The organism is Mesorhizobium sp. WSM1386 (genome assembly GCF_055901595.1).
This window is the reverse complement of the sequence record NZ_CM148373.1, coordinates 347,294-363,747: the sequence shown is the minus strand read 5'-3', so window position 1 is coordinate 363,747 and position 16,454 is coordinate 347,294. Positions and strand designations below refer to the sequence as shown.

Sequence of the window (16,454 nt, the reverse complement as noted above, 5' to 3'; positions counted from 1 at the left end):
GCCAAAACGTGCAAAATCAGCGTGAAAAGCCTATATTTCCCAATTGGGAATGCAAAAATGAACTCGAAAGTGCAAAGCCTGAAAGCCTTTCTCGCCAGCGCCCACCGGGTCGCCCTGGTCGAAGTGGCGGGCACCAAAGGCTCGACGCCGCGCGAGAAGGGCGCCTTCATGCTCGTCTCGGCATCGGCCACCTTTGGCACGATCGGCGGCGGCCAGCTCGAATACATGGCCATCGACAAGGCCAGGCAGATGCTTTTCTCCCCCCTCGAGGGGGGAGAGGAGCGATCGGCCGTAGGCCGAGAAAAAGCCAACGATTTGGCTTTTTCAGCGACGAGCGCCCGGAGCGATAGCGAAGGGCAGGCCGCGAAGCGGCCAGAGGGGGTCCTCTCAAAAGGCACCGCAAGGACGTCGAGACCGGTCGATCCGACCCCACCCGGCGGCTTTGCCGCCACCCTCCCCTCAAGGGGGAGGGGAACCCGCATCGAGGTCGACGAAGTCCGCGCTACCCTCGACGTCCCGCTGGGGCCCGAAATCGGCCAATGCTGCGGCGGGCGCGTTGAGGTTCTGATCCGGCTGGTCGATGCCGCGCTTGCCGCCGATCTGATTGCGGCCGCGGAAGCCGAACAGGCGCACCTGCCGCATGTCTATATCTTCGGCGGCGGCCATGTCGGCCAGGCGCTGGCGTCGACGATAGCGCTTCTTCCCGTCCACGGCGTCGTCATCGAAACGCGGGCCGAAGCGCTGGAAGGCATGCCCGAAACCGTCGAGACGCGGCTGACGCCGATGCCGGAGGCCGAGGTGCGCAACGCTCCTGCCGGAACCGTTTTCGCCATCCTCACCCATGACCATGCACTGGACTTCCTGATCGTCGCCGAAGCGCTGAGGCGCGGCGACACCGCCTATGTCGGCATGATCGGCTCGAAGACCAAGAAGGCGACCTTCAGGAACTGGTTCCTGAAATCGGCTGATGGCACGGAAGCGGAGTTTGCCCGCCTCGTCTCGCCGATCGGCGGTGATGCCGTCAAGGACAAGCGGCCGCAAGTTATTGCGGCGCTGGCGGCGGCTGAGATCATGACGGCGCTGGTTGCTCACGCCGCCGCGTCAAATGCCGACAATCCCGTGCCGCATGGCAAGGTAATGGTCAGCTGAGCTTTGCCGCGCCTAGGCTGGCCGCTTCAAGCCCAGATGGTCGCGCAGCGTTCGGCCTTCATAATCCCTGCGAAACAGCCCACGCCGCTGCAGCTCCGGCACCACGAGTTCGCAAAAGGCATCGAGTTCACCGGGGAAATAGGACGACATGACGTTGAAGCCATCGGCCGCACCGCCTTCGAACCGTGCCTGCAGTTCGTCGGCGATCTGGGCCGCCGTGCCGACGATACGCCAATGACCCCTGGCGCCGGCGAAATGACGGGCAAGCTGGCGGATGGAAAGGCCGTCGCGGCGCGATTGTTCGATGACCAGCGCCTGCCGGCTCTTCATCCCTTCGCTCTCCGGCAATTCGGGCAGCGGCCCGTCGATCGGATAGCGCCGCAGATCGGAGATGCTGAGATAGCTGGACAGCAGCGCCACGCCGACGTCGTCGGGGATCAGCTCCTGCAATTCCTCGAATTTTTCCTGGGCCTCGGCTTCCGTTTCCGCCACCACGGGGGAAACGCCGGGCATGATCTTGATGTCGTCCGCGTCGCGTCCATAGCTTGCCATGCGCCCCTTGAGGTCGTCGTAGAAGGCCTTCGCCTCCTCGAAGGTCTGCGCTGCCGTGAACACCACGTCGGCGGTTCGGGCGGCCAGATCGCGGCCGACATCCGAGGCGCCGGCCTGGACCATGACCGGCGCGCCCTGCGGCGAACGCGGCAGATCGAGCGGGTCGCGAACCGAAAAGCTCTGACCGTCATGGCCGGGAACCTTGCCGTGCCAAAGGCGAGTGACCACCTCGGCGAATTCGCGCGCCCGCTCATAGCGGTCGGCATGCGGCTTGAGGCCGGTCGAGCCGAAATTGGCAGCCTCGATCGGGCTGGCCGATGTCACCAGGTTCCAGCCGGCCCGCCCGCCGCTCAGATGGTCGAGTGAAAGAAACGTCCGCGCCAGCCCGTAGGGCTCGTTGTAGCTCGTCGAGGCGGTGGAGACGAGGCCGATGCGGCTGGTCTGCACGGCGAGCGCCGAAAGCAGGCTGATCGGCTCGAAGCCGATCGAGCGCGACGTCTGGCTGGCAATGCCGATATTGGCCTCGCGCAGGCCGGCGGCGTCTTCGCAGAAGATCATGTCGAACTTCGCCGCTTCCGCCGTGCGCGCCAGCTGGATGTAGTGATCGATGTCGATGCCGGCGGTCACATGCGCCTTGGGGTGGCGCCAGGCGGCGATGTGGTGGCCCGTCGCCCACAGGAAGGCGCCGAGCTTCATCTGCGCGGTCATTGGTCACCTCCGCCGGCAAGGCCAAGATGCGAGCGCAACGTCGTGCCGCGATAACCGTCCCGCAAAAGGCCGCGCCGCCGCAACTCCGGCAACACGCGGCCGACGAAATCGTCCAGTGCCGGGGGCGGCATCGCGATGTTGAACCCATCGCAGTCTTGCGAGCGGAACGACGCATCGAGACGATCGACGTCGACGCCGACATTCAGCAGCACCTTGACCGAGCCCGGTTCGCGTCCGCAGGCGGCCACGTGCCGCTTCAGATCGTCATGACGCGCCTTGGCGTCCTGAGCGGATCCGTCCAGGAGGATGACGTCGGCGGTCCGGGCGGCGATATCCATGTCGGCTTCGGACAGAACGGACAGCACCAGCACCGGCTGATCCTGCGGCGAGCGCGCCACGTTGAGCGGGCCGCGCACGGAGAAAAATTCGCCCTTGTGGTCGAGCAGGTGCATTTTGTCGGGATCATGGAAGCGGCCGCCGCCCTTGTCGAACAGCAGCGCATCCGCGTCCCAGCCCTGCCACAAGCCTCGTACGATCCCGATATATTCCTCGGTGCGGCGGCGGAAATCATCGTTGGAAAATCCATCCGGCCGGCTGAAATTGGCCGCCTCGCGTGGCGCCTGCGCCATCGTCGCGTGCCAGCCGGCGCGGCCATGGCTGATGCTGTCGAGCGAGGCGAAACGGCGCGCCAGATTGTAGGGCTGGTGGGCGACGGTCGAGGCCGCGGCGACGAGGCCAATCCTGGTTGTCACGGTCGCCAATGCGGCCAGCAAGGTGGTCGCTTCGAAAGGGCTGCTGGACGCGGGGGCATCTGGCGCGGAGTCTTCAAGGATAATCATGTCCAGCCCGGCCGCTTCCGCCTGCCGGACAAAGCCGGCCACATCCCTGAAAGTGAGCGCGCTGGTCTGGCCGGCCATGGAAGCAATGTTGAGCGAAACGGTAAGATGCATTGTGATTTGCTCGTCGCGCAGCCATCGACCATCAGGCGGTGCATGCGAACCTAAGTTCGCCTTCGCGCAAGGCAACCCCTTAGACTGGGCCAGGAGCCGTTCACTTTCCAGCCAGTCCCTATTTGCCCGCCAGTATGTCGTTGATCAGCCGCTGGCAGCGCTCGGCCATGAAGTCGAGCAGCAGGCGCACCTTGGGGTCCTGCAGCTTCTTGTGCGGATAGACGGCGGCGAACTGCACCGGCGTCGGCGGGGTGCTGTTCAGGATCACCTTCAGCCGCCGGTCGCGTATAAAGGGTTCGACCTCGAAGCGCGGCTTGTTGATGATGCCGCGCCCGGACAGCGCCCAGCCGGTCAGCACATCGCCGTCATCGGTGTCGTAGGGGCCATGCACTTCGAATTTCTGCGGCCCGGTGGGTGTCTGCAGTGTCCACACATATTCGCGCGCACCGGAATAGCGCAGCATCAGGCAATCGTGCTTGCGGCCGATCAGTTCCTGCGGCTCCACCGGTTCGCCGCGCGCCTCCAGATATTTCGGCGCCGCCACCAGCACGCGTTCGCATTCCATGATGCCGCGCATCCTGAGGCTGGAATCCTCGATGATGCCGAGCCGGAAAGCGACGTCGATGCCTTCCTTCATGATATCGACATTGTGGTCCGAGAGCCTCAGCCGCACCTCGATGTCGGGGTATTTGTCGTGGAAATCGGGGATGCCCGAGGCCACCAGCCGGCGGCCGAGGCCGAGCGGTGCGGTTACGCGGATGGTGCCGCGCGGCTGGCCGGACAGCGCCGAGACGGCGGCCTCCGCTTCGGTGATCGCTTCCAGCACCTGCTTGGCGCCCGCATAAAAAACCGTGCCGTGCTCGGTCGGCATCAATTGCCGCGTGGTGCGGTTGAACAGCCGCACACCAAGATGCTTTTCCAACTCCTTGATGCGGTTGGAGGCGACCGCCGGCGAAATGCGCATGTCGCGGCCCGCCGCCGACAGATTGCCGAGTTCGACGACGCGGACGAAAACGGCGATGTTGTCGAGATAGGCCATGGGGAGCACCTTCGCCGGTTTGCAGCGATTAGCCTAGCGCATGACCCCGAAAAATCGGAATCGATTTTCGGAAAGGATCATGCGCCAGATCAAAGTGCTACAGCGTCCTTCGCGCGTCCAAGAGGACGCGCGGCGTTGTAGTATTTTCCATTTTTTTTTGAAAGTCATCGTACACCTCGCCTCTTTTCGTTTGCGCGCGACACCGTAAAGTCGCCTCATCGGCAGGGACGACGTCAATGATGGATTTCGCGATTTTCTGGGACTGGCTGAGCTTCGCCGTGCGCTGGCTGCATGTCATCACCGGCATCGCCTGGATCGGCTCGTCTTTCTATTTCGTCGCGCTCGATCTTGGCTTGCGCCAGCGACCGGGCATGCCGGTCGGCGCCTTCGGCGAAGAATGGCAGGTGCATGGCGGCGGGTTCTACCACATCCAGAAATATCTGGTGGCGCCGGCCGAGATGCCCGAACACCTGACCTGGTTCAAATGGGAATCCTACGCCACCTGGCTGTCAGGCTTCGCCATGCTGTGCGTGGTCTATTATGCCGGAGCCGATCTGTTCCTGATCGATCCCAACGTGCTGCCGATGTCTGTACCCGTGGGCATCTTGCTGTCCATGGCGACAATCGGCGTCGGCTGGGTGGTTTATGATCTCCTGTGCCGCTCGCCGCTGGGCAAAAGCGATACCGGCCTGATGCTGGTGCTCTACTGCGTGCTGGTGTTCATCGCCTGGGGGCTGACGCACCTGTTCACCGGCCGCGCCGCCTTCCTGCATCTGGGCGCCATCACCGCCACCATCATGTCGGCCAATGTCTTCATGATCATCATCCCCAACCAGAAGATCGTCGTTGCCGACCTCATCGCCGGCCGCAAGCCCGATCCGAAATACGGCAAGATCGCCAAGCAGCGCTCGCTCCACAACAACTATCTGACGCTGCCGGTGCTGTTCCTGATGCTGTCGAACCATTATCCGCTGGCGTTCGGGACCGAGTTCAACTGGGTCATCGCCTCGCTGGTGTTCATCATCGGCGTGCTGATCCGGCACTATTTCAACAGCGTCCATGCGCGCAAGGGCAACCCGCACTGGACCTGGCTGGGCGCCCTTGTCCTGTTCATCATCATCATCTGGCTGTCGACCGTGCCGAGGGTGCTGACCGGCGAACCCAAGCCATCCGCATCGGCGGAACTCTATATCGCCTCCGCGCATTTCCCGGCCGTGCGCGACACCGTGCTCGGCCGCTGCTCGATGTGCCATGCGGCGGAGCCGGTCTATGAGGGCATCTATCATGCACCCAAGGGCGTGATGCTCGACACCGACGCAGGTATCGCCGAGCATGCCCGCGAGATTTATCTGCAGGCCGGACGCAGCCACGCCATGCCGCCTGCCAATGTCTCGCAGATATCAGACAAGGAGCGGGCGCTGCTGGTGGCCTGGTTCGAAGGCGCAGGGAAATAGGCATGACCTCGATACTTCTGCGCGGCCGCACGCTGTCCTTCGAGCGCTGGCCGCAAACCATCGACGACCATTCGGCCTGGCGCTACGAGGAAGATGGCGGCGTGCTGATCAGCGATGGCAGGATCGTCGTTGCCGGCTCCTATGCCGACGTCGAAAAGCAGGCTGGCGAGGCGGTGAAAAAAATCGACCACCGGCCGCATCTGTTGCTGCCCGGCTTCATCGACGCGCATGCGCATTTTCCGCAGATGCAGGTCATCGCTTCCTATGGCGCCGAACTGCTCGACTGGCTGAATACCTACACCTTCCCGGAGGAGAAAAAATTCGCCAACGCGCAGCATGGCCGCCGCATTTCCAGGCTTTTCCTCGACGAGATGGTGCGTCACGGCACCACGACCGTGGTCGCCTACTGCTCGGCGCACAGGGCCTCGGCGGAGGCCTTCTTCGCCGAATCGCACGATCGCAACATGCTCAACATCGCCGGCAAGGTGATGATGGACCGCAATGCGCCCGAAGGTGTGCTCGACACGCCGCAATCCGGCTATGACGACACCAAGGCGCTGATCAAGGAATGGCACGGCAAGGGGCGCCAGCTTTATGCCATCACCCCGCGCTTCGCCATCACCTCCTCACCGGAGCAAATGGAGATGGCCGGAGCGCTCTGCCGCGAGCATCCCGACCTGCACATGCAGACGCATCTGTCGGAAAACCACGCCGAGATCGCCTTCACGCAACAGCTTTACCCGTGGTCGCGCGACTACACCGACGTCTACGAGCATTACGGGCTGCTTGGGAAAAAGAGCCTGTTCGGCCACTGCATCCATCTGTCGGAGCGCGAGGCGGACGCGCTGTCGAATAGCGGCTCGGTTGCGGTATTCTGTCCGACCTCCAACCTCTTCCTTGGCTCCGGCTTGTTCGACTATCAGCGCTACCGCAACCGTCACAAAGCGCTGCGCATCGCCGCCGCCACCGATGTCGGCGGCGGCACCAACTATTCGATGCTGCGCACCATGGACGAGGGCTACAAGGTGATCGCGTTGAATGGCGAGAAGCTGAACCCGTTCCAGTCTTTCTGGCAGATCACGCGCGGCAATGCCGAGGCGCTGTCGGCGGTGGAAAGGATCGGCACGCTGACCGAAGGCACCGATGCCGACATCGTGGTGCTGGATGCGAACGCCACGCCGGCGATGCGGCTCAGGATGGAAACGGTCGAGACCCTGGCCCAGGAACTGTTTCTCCTGCAGACGCTGGGCGATGACCGCGCCGTGCGCGAGGTCTATGTCGCCGGGCGGGCAGCGAAGACAGACATGATCGCGGTTTAAGACCGACCGCCGAGGGAGAGGACCGCAACTCGGTGGAGTGGGGGGGCGATCTTCGCGAGGGACAAGATGATGATTGCGCCTGATTGCTAAGTGGTTCCCCCACTCCGTCGAGCGAAGCTCGACGGAGTGGGGGTCGACGCTGGCGGGGCAAGACGACCGCTGCGACGGAGCTTGACCGGGCGGAGCTTGTCGTACAAACGACGTGTGACGATTTTCGGAGGAAGAAAATGGCCGCCGCGGACGACATCGCTCTGATCAAGAGACAGGAAGAGGTTCTTGTCTTTCCCGCCTTCGACGAGGCTGTCGCTTTCAAGATCGGTTCGGCCATCCGTGACCGGGCGCTTGCCGAGAACATGCCAGTTATCGTCGACATCAGGACTTTCGACCGGCCGCTGTTCTATGCGGCGATGCCGGGCTCGAACGCCTCCAACCCGGACTGGGCGCGGCGCAAGATCAACGTCGTCAGGCGGTATCTCAGGAGCACCTATCGGCTGGTGCTAGAGCAGCAACGCCCGGACCGCACCTTCAAGGTCGGCGAAGGCCTCGACATCTCGGACTATGTGTTGGCCGGCGGCGGTTTTCCGGTCACGGTCAAGGGCTCCGGCGTCATTGGCGTGATCGCAGTGTCCGGCCTGCCGGAGCGCGAGGATCACGGCGTGGTCGTCGATGCGCTGTGCGCCCACCTGGGCATCGACCGCCAAGAGCTTGCCTTGCCGCCGGAAGCCAAATGACAGAGCTCGACCCCAAGGGCTTCCTCATCTCGATCTTCGACGCCGCCGTCGCCGCCGCCGATCCGGAGCGCACCATCAGGGATCATCTGCCGGCGATGCCCAAGGGCCGCACCATCGTCATTGGCGCGGGCAAAGGCTCGGCGCAGATGGCGGCGGCATTCGAGAAGGTATGGGACGGGCCGATCGAAGGTCTGGTCGTCACCCGCTACGGCTATAGTGCCAAATGCGAGCGGATCGAGATCATCGAGGCGGCGCATCCGGTGCCGGACGCCGCTGGCCTGGAAGCCTCGCGGCGATTGCTGGAAAAGGTCAGGGGGCTGACCGCGGACGACCTTGTCGTGGCGCTGATTTCCGGCGGCGGCTCGGCGCTGCTGCCGTCGCCGGCCGCCGGCCTGACGCTCGCCGACGAGATCGCCGTCAACGAGGCGCTGCTTGCTTCCGGCGCACCGATCGCGGCGATGAACACCATCCGCAAGCACCTTTCCACCATCAAGGGTGGCCGGCTGGCGGCCGCCGCCTGGCCGGCCAAGGTGGTGTCGCTGGTTGTCTCCGACATTCCCGGCGACAATTCTGCACTTGTCGCCTCCGGGCCAACCGTGCCGGACGTCGGCAGCCGTGAAGATGCGCTGGCATCGATATCGGCCTATGGCATGAAGCTGCCGGCTGCGGTGATGGCGCACATCAATTCACCGGCTGCCGATGCGCCAAATCCCGACGATCAGCGCTTTTCGCGCAACGAGGTGCATCTGATCGCCTCGGCCGGCGTCTCGCTGGAAGCGGCCGCGGCGGAAGCGAGGCGCCGGGGCATCGAGGCGGTCATCCTGTCGGATGCCATCGAGGGCGAAGCGCGTGAGGTCGGCGGCGTGCATGCGGCGATTGCGCGTGAGGTCGCGACGCGCAACCGTCCATTCCAAAAGCCGGTGCTGATCCTGTCCGGTGGCGAAACAACCGTGACTTTGCGCGCCAAGGGCAAGGGTGGCCGCAACTCGGAATTCCTGCTCGCCTTCGCCATCGGCACCAACGGCGTTGAGGGTATCCACGCCTTGGCCGCCGACACGGACGGCATCGACGGGTCGGAAGACAATGCCGGCGCCTTCGCCGATGGTTCGACCGTTTCGCGCATGCGGGCGGCGGGTGTGGATGCCAAGGCCATGCTGGCGGGCAACAACGCCTGGGCGGCGTTCGACGCCGTCGGCGACCTTTTCGTGCCCGGCCCGACGGGCACGAATGTTAATGATCTCCGGGCGATCCTTATACGTTAGGGTAACAACTCAAGCAGCCATTAACCGCTTCACCTGCTTCATGTCCTGCAGGAAGCGCTCGCGTTCGGCCGCCTTGTCCGCGGCCTCGCGGATGCGCAGGATGAAGGAGGGGTGGATGGTGATGAACACACGCAGGCCGTCCTCGCGCTCGATCACCTGGCCACGCATCTTCATCACCGGCGTCGCCTTGCCCAGCAGCGACAATGCCGCCGTTGCTCCGAGCGCCACGGCGAGGTTCGGCTTGATGAGATCGAACTCCTGATCGAGCCACCAGCGGCAAGCCTGAACCTCGCCGGCATTCGGTTTGGAGTGGATGCGGCGCTTGCCGCGCGGCTCGAACTTGAAGTGCTTGACCGCGTTGGTAACATAGACTTTTTGGCGGTCAACGTCCGCGTCATCGAGGATAGCATCGAACACCCTGCCCGCCGGGCCGACAAATGGTTTGCCGACGAGATCCTCCTGATCACCCGGCTGTTCGCCGACGAAAATCACCTTGGCGTTGTCAGGGCCTTCACCGAAGACGGTCTGTGTCGCATTGCGCCACAGCGGACAGCGACGGCAACCTTCCGCCGTCTCGCGCAGTTCCGGGATCGAGTTGGCATCAGTCTCGTCCGATATCAGTTCGGCGCGTGGCCCGGAAATACGCCGGGCTGGCATCTTCGCATCGCGCGGAAGGCCTGTGGTCGCCATCATCCTGCCTCGTCCATTCCAATATTGAAATGGTCCAAGCCGACGATGGTTCCCTGCTCAGACTTCGTGCAGGTAGAGATGATAATCCAGCTCGCTCACCGTGCGCGCGACGCGCAGATATTCGGACTGCTTGATCGCCACGAAGGTGCGGTGCAAATCCTCGCCGAGCGCACCCTTCAGGAAGCTGGATGTCCTCGCCGCCTCGATGGCGGCGCGCCAATCGGCCGGCATCGTCGTGCGGGTGACGGCAGCCTCATAGCCATTGCCCGTCGTTTCGGGGCCGGGATCGAGCCCCTCGTCGAGGCCCTTGATGATACCGGCGAGCACTGTCGCGGCAATCAGGTAGGGGTTGGCGTCGACACCGGACGGCCGGTGCTCGATGCGCCGGTTCTTGGAGTCGCCCGCCGGCACGCGCAACGCCACGGAACGGTTGTTGACGCCCCAGGTCGGTGCCACCGGGGCGTAGGATTGCGAGACGAAACGCCGCCAGGAATTGGCGTGCGGCGCAAACACCAGCATCGATTCCGCCATCGTCTGGATCAAGCCGCCGAGACCGCGCAGCAGCGGCAGCGACCAGCTTTCGCCGCCGGCTTCCGAAAATACGTTTCGGCCCGCCTTGTCCTGCAGCGAGACGTGGAAATGCATGCCCGAACCGGCGTATTTCTCGATCGGCTTGGCCATGAAACAGGCGGTGACGCCGTGACGGCGCGCCTGTGCCCGCACCAGCCGCTTCAGCATCACGAGGTCGTCGGCCGCCCGCATCACGTCCTTGCGGTAGTTCAGCGTCAATTCGTACTGGCCTGGCGCATATTCGGAAATCACCGTCTCGGCCGGAATTCCCTGCACCTTGGCGGCCGCATAGATGTCGGAGAACAGCGGCTCCATGCCGTGCAGATGGTCGACGGAATAAACTTCCGTCTTGCCCGAGACCCGGCCGTCAAGCACCGCGCGCGCCGGCTGCACCTTGCCGTCGGCATCGCGTTCGTTGGCCAGCAGGAAAAATTCGAGTTCGAAGGCACCGGCCGGATAGAGGCCCTTTGCCGCCAGTATGTCGACTTGCCGGGCCAGTGCCAGCCGCGGGTCCGAAGACATGGGCTGGCCTTCGAGATGGTACATCGCCATCAGCACCTGGCCGCGCGGCGGGTTGGTGCCATGGAGCGGCACAAGCGTGCCGGGGATCGGCCATGCCCGGAGATCGCCGTCACCGGTCGTCCAGATCAGTCCGGTTTCGTGCACATCCTCGCCGGTGATGTCGAGGCCGAGGATCGAGATCGGCATGTGGCGGCCGCCCTCGAAGATGCTTTTCAGCTCATGCCGGCGCACGATCTTGCCGCGGCCGACGCCATTGGCGTCGGTCAGCACGATATCGAAAGCTTCGATCTCGGGATGGGCGTCGAGAAAGGCTTGCGCCTCGGTGGGCGAGGAGCCCGAAGGTGAGGTCACGATGGCATTGTCCATGGCCGCTTGTCTCATGCCGCAAGCTTTGCCGCAACCGCGCCGAAGGCGGCGATCAGCCGGTTGACCTGGGCGCCTGAGGTCGCCGGCGAGATCAGCATCATGTTGTGGAAGGGCGCGATCAACACGCCGCGATTGACCAGCGCGACATGGATGGCGGCTTCCAGCTCCGGCGCATGCGCACCTTCGGCCTCGGCGCCATTGCGCAGCGGGCCGGGCGCGCAGATGAACTCGACGCGGGCGCCGACACGGGCGACATGCCAGGGAAGGCGATAGCGGTCGATCGCGCCGGTAAGGCCGGCATCGAGCCGCCGTGCCAGATGGTCCATGCGAGCGTAATTGTCCTCGGTCATCACCTCTTCGAGCGTCGCGCGCATGGTGGCGAACTGCAGCGGATTGGCCGAGAGCGTCGTGCCCATGCCGGAATAGCCCGGTTCCTTCGTCTTGTTGTAGTCGGCGTAACGCGAGGCGACCTCGTCGCTCATGCCCCAGACGCTTGCCGGCACACCGCCGGCGATCGGCTTGCCCAGCACGAACAAGTCCGGATCGAGCCCGTATTTCCGGGTGTAGCCGCCCGGACCGGTCGAAATCGTGTGCGTTTCGTCGATCAGAAGCAGCGTGCCGGTCGCGCGGGTGAGACGCCGCAACGCATCGTGGAAGCCGGGATCGGCCAGAACCATGCAGGAATTGGTCAGCACCGGTTCCGCGATGACGCAGGCGACATCCTTGTCCTTGAGCGCTGCCTCGAGCGCCGGAATGTTGTTGAACTCGATGACCTTGGCCGTACGGGTCAGGTCGCGGAACTCGCCAGCCAGTCCCGGCCGGTTGACGGGCTTTCCGTCGATCAGCCGCACCATCGTCTCGTCCACCGAGCCGTGATAGCAGCCGTTGAAGACCAGGATCTTTTCCCGGCCGGTGACGGCGCGGGCGACGCGCAGCGCAAAGCGGTTGGCATCGGTCGCCGTCGTCGCGATCTGCCAGAACGGCAGGCCGAACCGCTGCTGCAGCAGCGGCCCGATGGCGAGCGCATCTTCCGAAGGCAGCATATAGGTCAGCCCGCGCCCGGCCTGGCGGCGAATGGCGCGCGCCACCGCTGGCGGCGAATGACCGAACATCGAGCCGGTGTCGCCAAGGCAGAAATCGTCGAGCCTGTTGCCGTCGATGTCGGTGATCGTGGCGCCCCTGGCGCTGTCGACCAGGATCGGAAATGGCGTTGGCCAGTCATTCATCCAATGCATCGGCACGCCGCCGAAGAAGCCGGGCAGGCCGTTGCCGACCTTCGCTTGCGATTTCGGCCGTGCCTTGCGGAACGCTTCTCCTTCGGTCTCGCGCAGATTGGCGATGCGATCGCGGCTGATGCCGCCGATGGCCGTATTTGACATGTCGCTGCTGTGCATGGAAACCCCTCTGATCGTTCCTCTTAGCCAATCCGTGTCGGCATCCGCAATTGGCCGGGCGCCCGTCCTGTATTGGCGCAGCGTTCGGCAGCGGCGCTTGACCGTGCCGCTGAAGTCAGCGCCAATATGAGTGTAGGATTGAGGTGGGGAGGCAAAAATGCGGACGATTGTCTGTGTGGCAATGTTTCTGTCGTCGGCCGGCGCGGCCCTCGCCTCGGGCGGCATCTGGTGCAACGCCGACGATACGGCTGTCACATTCGACGTCGGCGCCGGCGTCACCAGAGGAATGGGCGGCCCGACCTTCAACTTTCGCGGCGATCTCGAAATCAAGGCGCGGCCGGCCGGCGACGGATTGCGCAAGACGGTGTTCGAGGATTCCAACCTGACCCAGTACTGGCTGGACGACAAGGAGCTGCGGCTGAACATCTACCGCGAGTACGAGGTGGCAAGCACCTTCAATTCAGTTGAACTGACGATCCTGACCAAAACCAGCGACGAAGGCGTCTATGACGGGCAGTACACGCTTGCCGTCTATGACAATGCCGCCGACACGGACAAGGACGGCAAGCCGACGGAGTTGACGGGCAAGGTGTCGTGCGGCGCCGAGTGATCCGCTATTTTGAAACTACGCCGTGATGTCGATGACGCCGCAGTCGCCGGCGGCACTGCCGAAGGCGATGCGGCGTTCTTCCTTGTCCCACATCATCGAGGTGATCGTGCCCTTGCCTGGCCGCCGCAACAGCACTTCCTTGGCATCCGAGAAGCGCACCGCCATCACCATGCCGTCATCATAGCCGACGGCGACGACATCCTGGCTCGGGTGGCAAGCGACTGCCGTCACCATGGCGTTGCCGCGCGTGCCGAGTTCCAGCGGCGCCTTGCCCATCGGGCCGTCCTTGCCTGAAAACGGCCAGACGATCGCCGCCGGCGCGCCGGAACTCGCCAGCCATTTGCCTTTGACGCTCCATGACAGGCTTTTGACCTTGCCGGGATAGCCGGTCATGCGCATGTGCTTGCCGTCCGCCAGCTTCCAGCCATGCAGGGCGTTTTCCTGCATGGTGGTGACGAGGAAGGCGCCGTCGGGGGAAAAGGTGATGCCGGTGTGGGCGCCAGCCCATTCGAGTTCCACCGGCTTGCCCTCGGCGGCCGGGAAATGCAGCGTCGCGCCATTGTAGCGGGCAACACCGAAGCGCATGCCCTTGGGCGAAAACGCCAGTCCCTCGACCGAGCGCGGATGGACGAATTCCCGGGTCTTGCCGTCGGCGAAACGAACGGAGGCGGTCTTCCCCGTCGCATAGGCAATGGCCCCCTGCGGTCCCGCGGCAACGCTGGTGATCCACTTCTTGCCGGCTGTCGCCAATTCCTGTGCCTCGCCACCTGCCTTCACGGCAAACACCTTGCCGTCCTCACCGCCGGTGATCAGCCGGTCGTTGGCTGGGTCGTGGAAGGCCGCGAGCAGCCCGTCATTGGCCTGCACCGTCTTGTGGCCATTGTCGAGCCGGTGGACGGCGCCATCGGCCAGCGCGAAATGCGGCACATCGCCGAGGAAGACGGCGGCAAGGCAGTGGCCTTCGAGATCAAGCGGGGCGACGGTGGGCATGATTGTCTTCGTTCAGTTGGACGGATTGCAAACGCGGCTTACTCGACGCAAGAGGCCATTGTCAAAGCAGTCCCTTGGTGCGCAGATCGGTTGCGAATGTCGCCAGGGGCATCGCCAGGGTCAAATCCGATCCTTGAAGGCGCTCGGCACCGTAGCTGGCGTACCATGTCGCAGCACGCTCGCTTTTGGCGTCAATGATGAGCAGGATGCCCCCGCCCTCGCTGGCAAGCCGCAGGCAGCGCAACGCCGCGGCTGCAAGCAATTGTCCTCCGAACCCATTCCCTGCGGCGGTAAGGTCGGTTGCGAGGCGGGCGAGCTTGAAGCCGGAAACCTCGTGCCGCGCCAAGCCCTTCGTCATGGCTGCCGGCACGTTTTCGTGAGCGACGGCAGAGGGTGCGATTGTGTAGAATCCTAGAATTCGTTCTGGCGCCGCGTCATCAACAGCACAGAAGGTCTTCGCGGCATTCTGCTCGTGACTTTGCCGTGCGAAACGCCGCAGAAAATCATTCATGTGCGTATCGCCGCAATCGAAGGAATTCCGATTGTGCCGTTTCGCAATCGCCTCTTCGTGCCAGGACGGAAGCGTCACAGCGTATCTGGCAAGGCTGCAATCGCTGCTCGCAACTTGGCGTTGGGTTTGGGCGGGTGCTCCAAAAGGTCGAGTATGCGTGTGAAATCGCGGTCTGATACTTTCGTGACCTCGGCCGCTTCGATCACGGCCTGAGCTTCGGGCACCACCTTGTTGAGGATGAAGTCAGCCACGTCCTGATGCGACAGGGCAGCCGCCCGCGCGATCATCGCCTTTTGCGCCGGCGCAATGCGGATTTGATAACGCTCGGTCTTATTGTCGGCGGGCCGCGGCATGGGTGCCTCCTTGATCTCGCGTACACATATTATGTGTACGCGAGATCAAGGTCAATCCATTATGCCTGGCAGGCGTCAAAGCTCTTCTTCAGCCGCTCGGCGTCGAGTTCACGGCCGATGAAGACCAGCCGGCTCTCGTGTTTCTCGCCGTCTTTCCAGGCGCGCTGGTGGTCACCCTCGATGATCATGTGCACACCCTGGATGACGTAGCGCTCATCGTCGCCCTTGAGCGCGATGATGCCTTTCAACCGCAGGATGTTCGGGCCTTCCATCTGGGTGATCTTCTCGATCCAGGGGAAGAACTTCTTCGGGTCCATTTCGCCGCCGCGCAGCGATACCGACTGAACCGTCACGTCATGGATGTCGGAGGGATGCGCATGATGATCATGCCCCTCATGATCATGCCCGTGATGATCGTGGTGGTGATCGTGGCCATCATGGTCGTGGTGATCGTGGTCATGGTGATCGTCATGCGCCTCGAGGAAGTGCGGATCGTTTTCCAGCGCCTTGGAGAGGTCGAAGGCGCCACGATCGAGCACCTCGGACAGGGCGACACCGGCGCGCGTCGTGCGATGTATCCTCGCCGCCGGATTGATGGCGCGGATCGTCGCCTCGACTTTTGCGAGTTCTTCCGGTGTGACCAAATCGGTCTTGTTGAGCACGACGACGTCGGCGAACGCGATCTGGTCCTCGGCTTCCCTGGAATCCTTGAGGCGCAACGGCAGATGCTTGGCGTCGACCAGCGCTACCACCGCGTCGAGCTTGGTCTTGGAGCGCACGTCGTCGTCCATGAAGAAGGTCTGCGCCACTGGCACCGGATCGGCGAGACCGGTGGTCTCGACCACGATGGCGTCGAAGCGGCCGGGGCGGCGCATCAGGCCTTCGACGACGCGGATCAGGTCGCCGCGCACCGTGCAGCAGACGCAGCCATTGTTCATCTCGTAGATTTCCTCGTCGGATTCCACGATCAGGTCGTTGTCGATGCCGATTTCGCCGAATTCATTGACGATGACGGCGTAACGCTTGCCGTGGCTCTCCGACAGGATGCGGTTGAGCAGCGTCGTCTTGCCGGCACCGAGATAGCCGGTGAGAACGGTTACGGGGATCTGCGTCTGTGCGTCGCTCATGGCTTGCCTCGAACTGACTGGGCCAAAATCTGGGGCCGCGAAAGGGATTGTCGGTTCCATATAGGATGTGTGCCGGGCTTTTGCACGGGGCAAACCAATGGGCCAAGGCGGCCCCCCGGGATTGTCCCACGATCCTGGCTGCGAAAAGCTTCGCTGC

General features: G+C 63.7%; 16 protein-coding genes. 6 read left to right on the top strand and 10 right to left on the bottom strand.

Annotated elements, in window-relative coordinates; genetic code table 11:
- Window positions 1-57: 57 nt before the first annotated feature.
- A complete protein-coding gene (gene xdhC / locus AC0NIH_RS01680) occupies window positions 58-1,149 on the top strand; it encodes a xanthine dehydrogenase accessory protein XdhC (protein ID WP_473466094.1) in 1,092 nt (363 codons plus the stop codon).
- A 12-nt stretch (window positions 1,150-1,161) separates the two neighbouring features.
- Here xdhC and AC0NIH_RS01675 read toward each other — a convergent pair whose 3' ends face one another.
- The 3 genes from AC0NIH_RS01675 to AC0NIH_RS01665 form a co-directional block, all read right to left on the bottom strand.
- The gene (locus AC0NIH_RS01675) at window positions 1,162-2,409 is read right to left on the bottom strand and encodes an LLM class flavin-dependent oxidoreductase (protein ID WP_473466095.1); all 1,248 of its coding nucleotides are present in this window, start codon (window positions 2,407-2,409) and stop codon (window positions 1,162-1,164) included.
- Window positions 2,406-3,359 (bottom strand): LLM class flavin-dependent oxidoreductase, encoded by a 954-nt coding sequence (locus AC0NIH_RS01670; protein ID WP_473466098.1) that lies wholly within the window; start codon window positions 3,357-3,359, stop codon window positions 2,406-2,408. Before AC0NIH_RS01670 ends, AC0NIH_RS01675 begins: the two co-directional genes overlap by 4 nt.
- Before the next feature lie 118 nt (window positions 3,360-3,477).
- Window positions 3,478-4,398, bottom strand: a complete 921-nt coding sequence (locus AC0NIH_RS01665; RefSeq protein WP_023775922.1) for a LysR family transcriptional regulator — start codon at window positions 4,396-4,398, stop codon at window positions 3,478-3,480.
- 236 nt (window positions 4,399-4,634) lie between these two features.
- Here AC0NIH_RS01665 and AC0NIH_RS01660 point away from each other — a divergent pair, with 236 nt between their 5' ends.
- From AC0NIH_RS01660 to AC0NIH_RS01645, 4 genes are all read left to right on the top strand, one after another.
- On the top strand, window positions 4,635-5,852 hold the full coding sequence (locus tag AC0NIH_RS01660; protein WP_473466100.1) for a urate hydroxylase PuuD: 1,218 nt from the start codon (window positions 4,635-4,637) through the stop codon (window positions 5,850-5,852).
- A 2-nt stretch (window positions 5,853-5,854) separates the two neighbouring features.
- Window positions 5,855-7,171, top strand: a complete 1,317-nt coding sequence (guaD, locus tag AC0NIH_RS01655; RefSeq protein ID WP_473466103.1) for a guanine deaminase — start codon at window positions 5,855-5,857, stop codon at window positions 7,169-7,171.
- A 227-nt stretch (window positions 7,172-7,398) separates the two neighbouring features.
- Window positions 7,399-7,902 (top strand): heme-degrading domain-containing protein, encoded by a 504-nt coding sequence (locus AC0NIH_RS01650; protein ID WP_023775919.1) that lies wholly within the window; start codon window positions 7,399-7,401, stop codon window positions 7,900-7,902.
- A complete protein-coding gene (locus AC0NIH_RS01645; RefSeq protein WP_473466106.1) occupies window positions 7,899-9,164 on the top strand; it encodes a glycerate kinase type-2 family protein in 1,266 nt (421 codons plus the stop codon). The genes AC0NIH_RS01650 and AC0NIH_RS01645 overlap by 4 nt, the downstream gene beginning before the upstream one ends.
- Window positions 9,165-9,173: 9 nt before the next feature.
- On the opposite strand, the gene AC0NIH_RS01640 is transcribed toward AC0NIH_RS01645, so the two are convergent.
- The 3 genes from AC0NIH_RS01640 to AC0NIH_RS01630 are packed head-to-tail and all read right to left on the bottom strand — an operon-like array spanning window position 9,174 to window position 12,706.
- Complete coding sequence (locus AC0NIH_RS01640; protein WP_023765569.1) at window positions 9,174-9,854, bottom strand: UdgX family uracil-DNA binding protein; 681 nt, start codon at window positions 9,852-9,854, stop codon at window positions 9,174-9,176.
- Window positions 9,855-9,911: 57 nt separating this feature from the next.
- Complete coding sequence (locus tag AC0NIH_RS01635; protein WP_473466108.1) at window positions 9,912-11,312, bottom strand: glutamine synthetase family protein; 1,401 nt, start codon at window positions 11,310-11,312, stop codon at window positions 9,912-9,914.
- Window positions 11,313-11,323: 11 nt separating this feature from the next.
- A complete protein-coding gene (locus tag AC0NIH_RS01630) occupies window positions 11,324-12,706 on the bottom strand; it encodes an aspartate aminotransferase family protein (protein ID WP_473466110.1) in 1,383 nt (460 codons plus the stop codon).
- A 157-nt stretch (window positions 12,707-12,863) separates the two neighbouring features.
- Between AC0NIH_RS01630 and AC0NIH_RS01625 the strand changes: the two genes are divergently transcribed.
- Window positions 12,864-13,316, top strand: a complete 453-nt coding sequence (locus AC0NIH_RS01625) for a hypothetical protein (RefSeq protein ID WP_023765566.1) — start codon at window positions 12,864-12,866, stop codon at window positions 13,314-13,316.
- Between the two features lie 15 nt (window positions 13,317-13,331).
- Here the strand turns inward: AC0NIH_RS01625 and AC0NIH_RS01620 are convergent, their stop codons facing one another.
- The 4 genes from AC0NIH_RS01620 to AC0NIH_RS01605 all read right to left on the bottom strand — a co-directional run bounded on the left by AC0NIH_RS01620 (window position 13,332) and on the right by AC0NIH_RS01605 (window position 16,297).
- On the bottom strand, window positions 13,332-14,306 hold the full coding sequence (locus AC0NIH_RS01620) for a WD40 repeat domain-containing protein (protein WP_473466113.1): 975 nt from the start codon (window positions 14,304-14,306) through the stop codon (window positions 13,332-13,334).
- Window positions 14,307-14,367: 61 nt separating this feature from the next.
- Window positions 14,368-14,895, bottom strand: coding sequence for a GNAT family N-acetyltransferase (locus tag AC0NIH_RS01615; RefSeq protein WP_473466115.1), 528 nt, complete (start codon window positions 14,893-14,895; stop codon window positions 14,368-14,370).
- On the bottom strand, window positions 14,892-15,170 hold the full coding sequence (locus tag AC0NIH_RS01610) for a type II toxin-antitoxin system TacA family antitoxin (protein WP_023765563.1): 279 nt from the start codon (window positions 15,168-15,170) through the stop codon (window positions 14,892-14,894). The genes AC0NIH_RS01615 and AC0NIH_RS01610 overlap by 4 nt, the downstream gene beginning before the upstream one ends.
- Before the next feature lie 59 nt (window positions 15,171-15,229).
- Window positions 15,230-16,297: a CobW family GTP-binding protein gene (locus AC0NIH_RS01605; protein ID WP_286438083.1), complete on the bottom strand. Its 1,068-nt coding sequence runs from the start codon at window positions 16,295-16,297 to the stop codon at window positions 15,230-15,232.
- Between the last annotated feature and the right edge of the window lie 157 nt (window positions 16,298-16,454).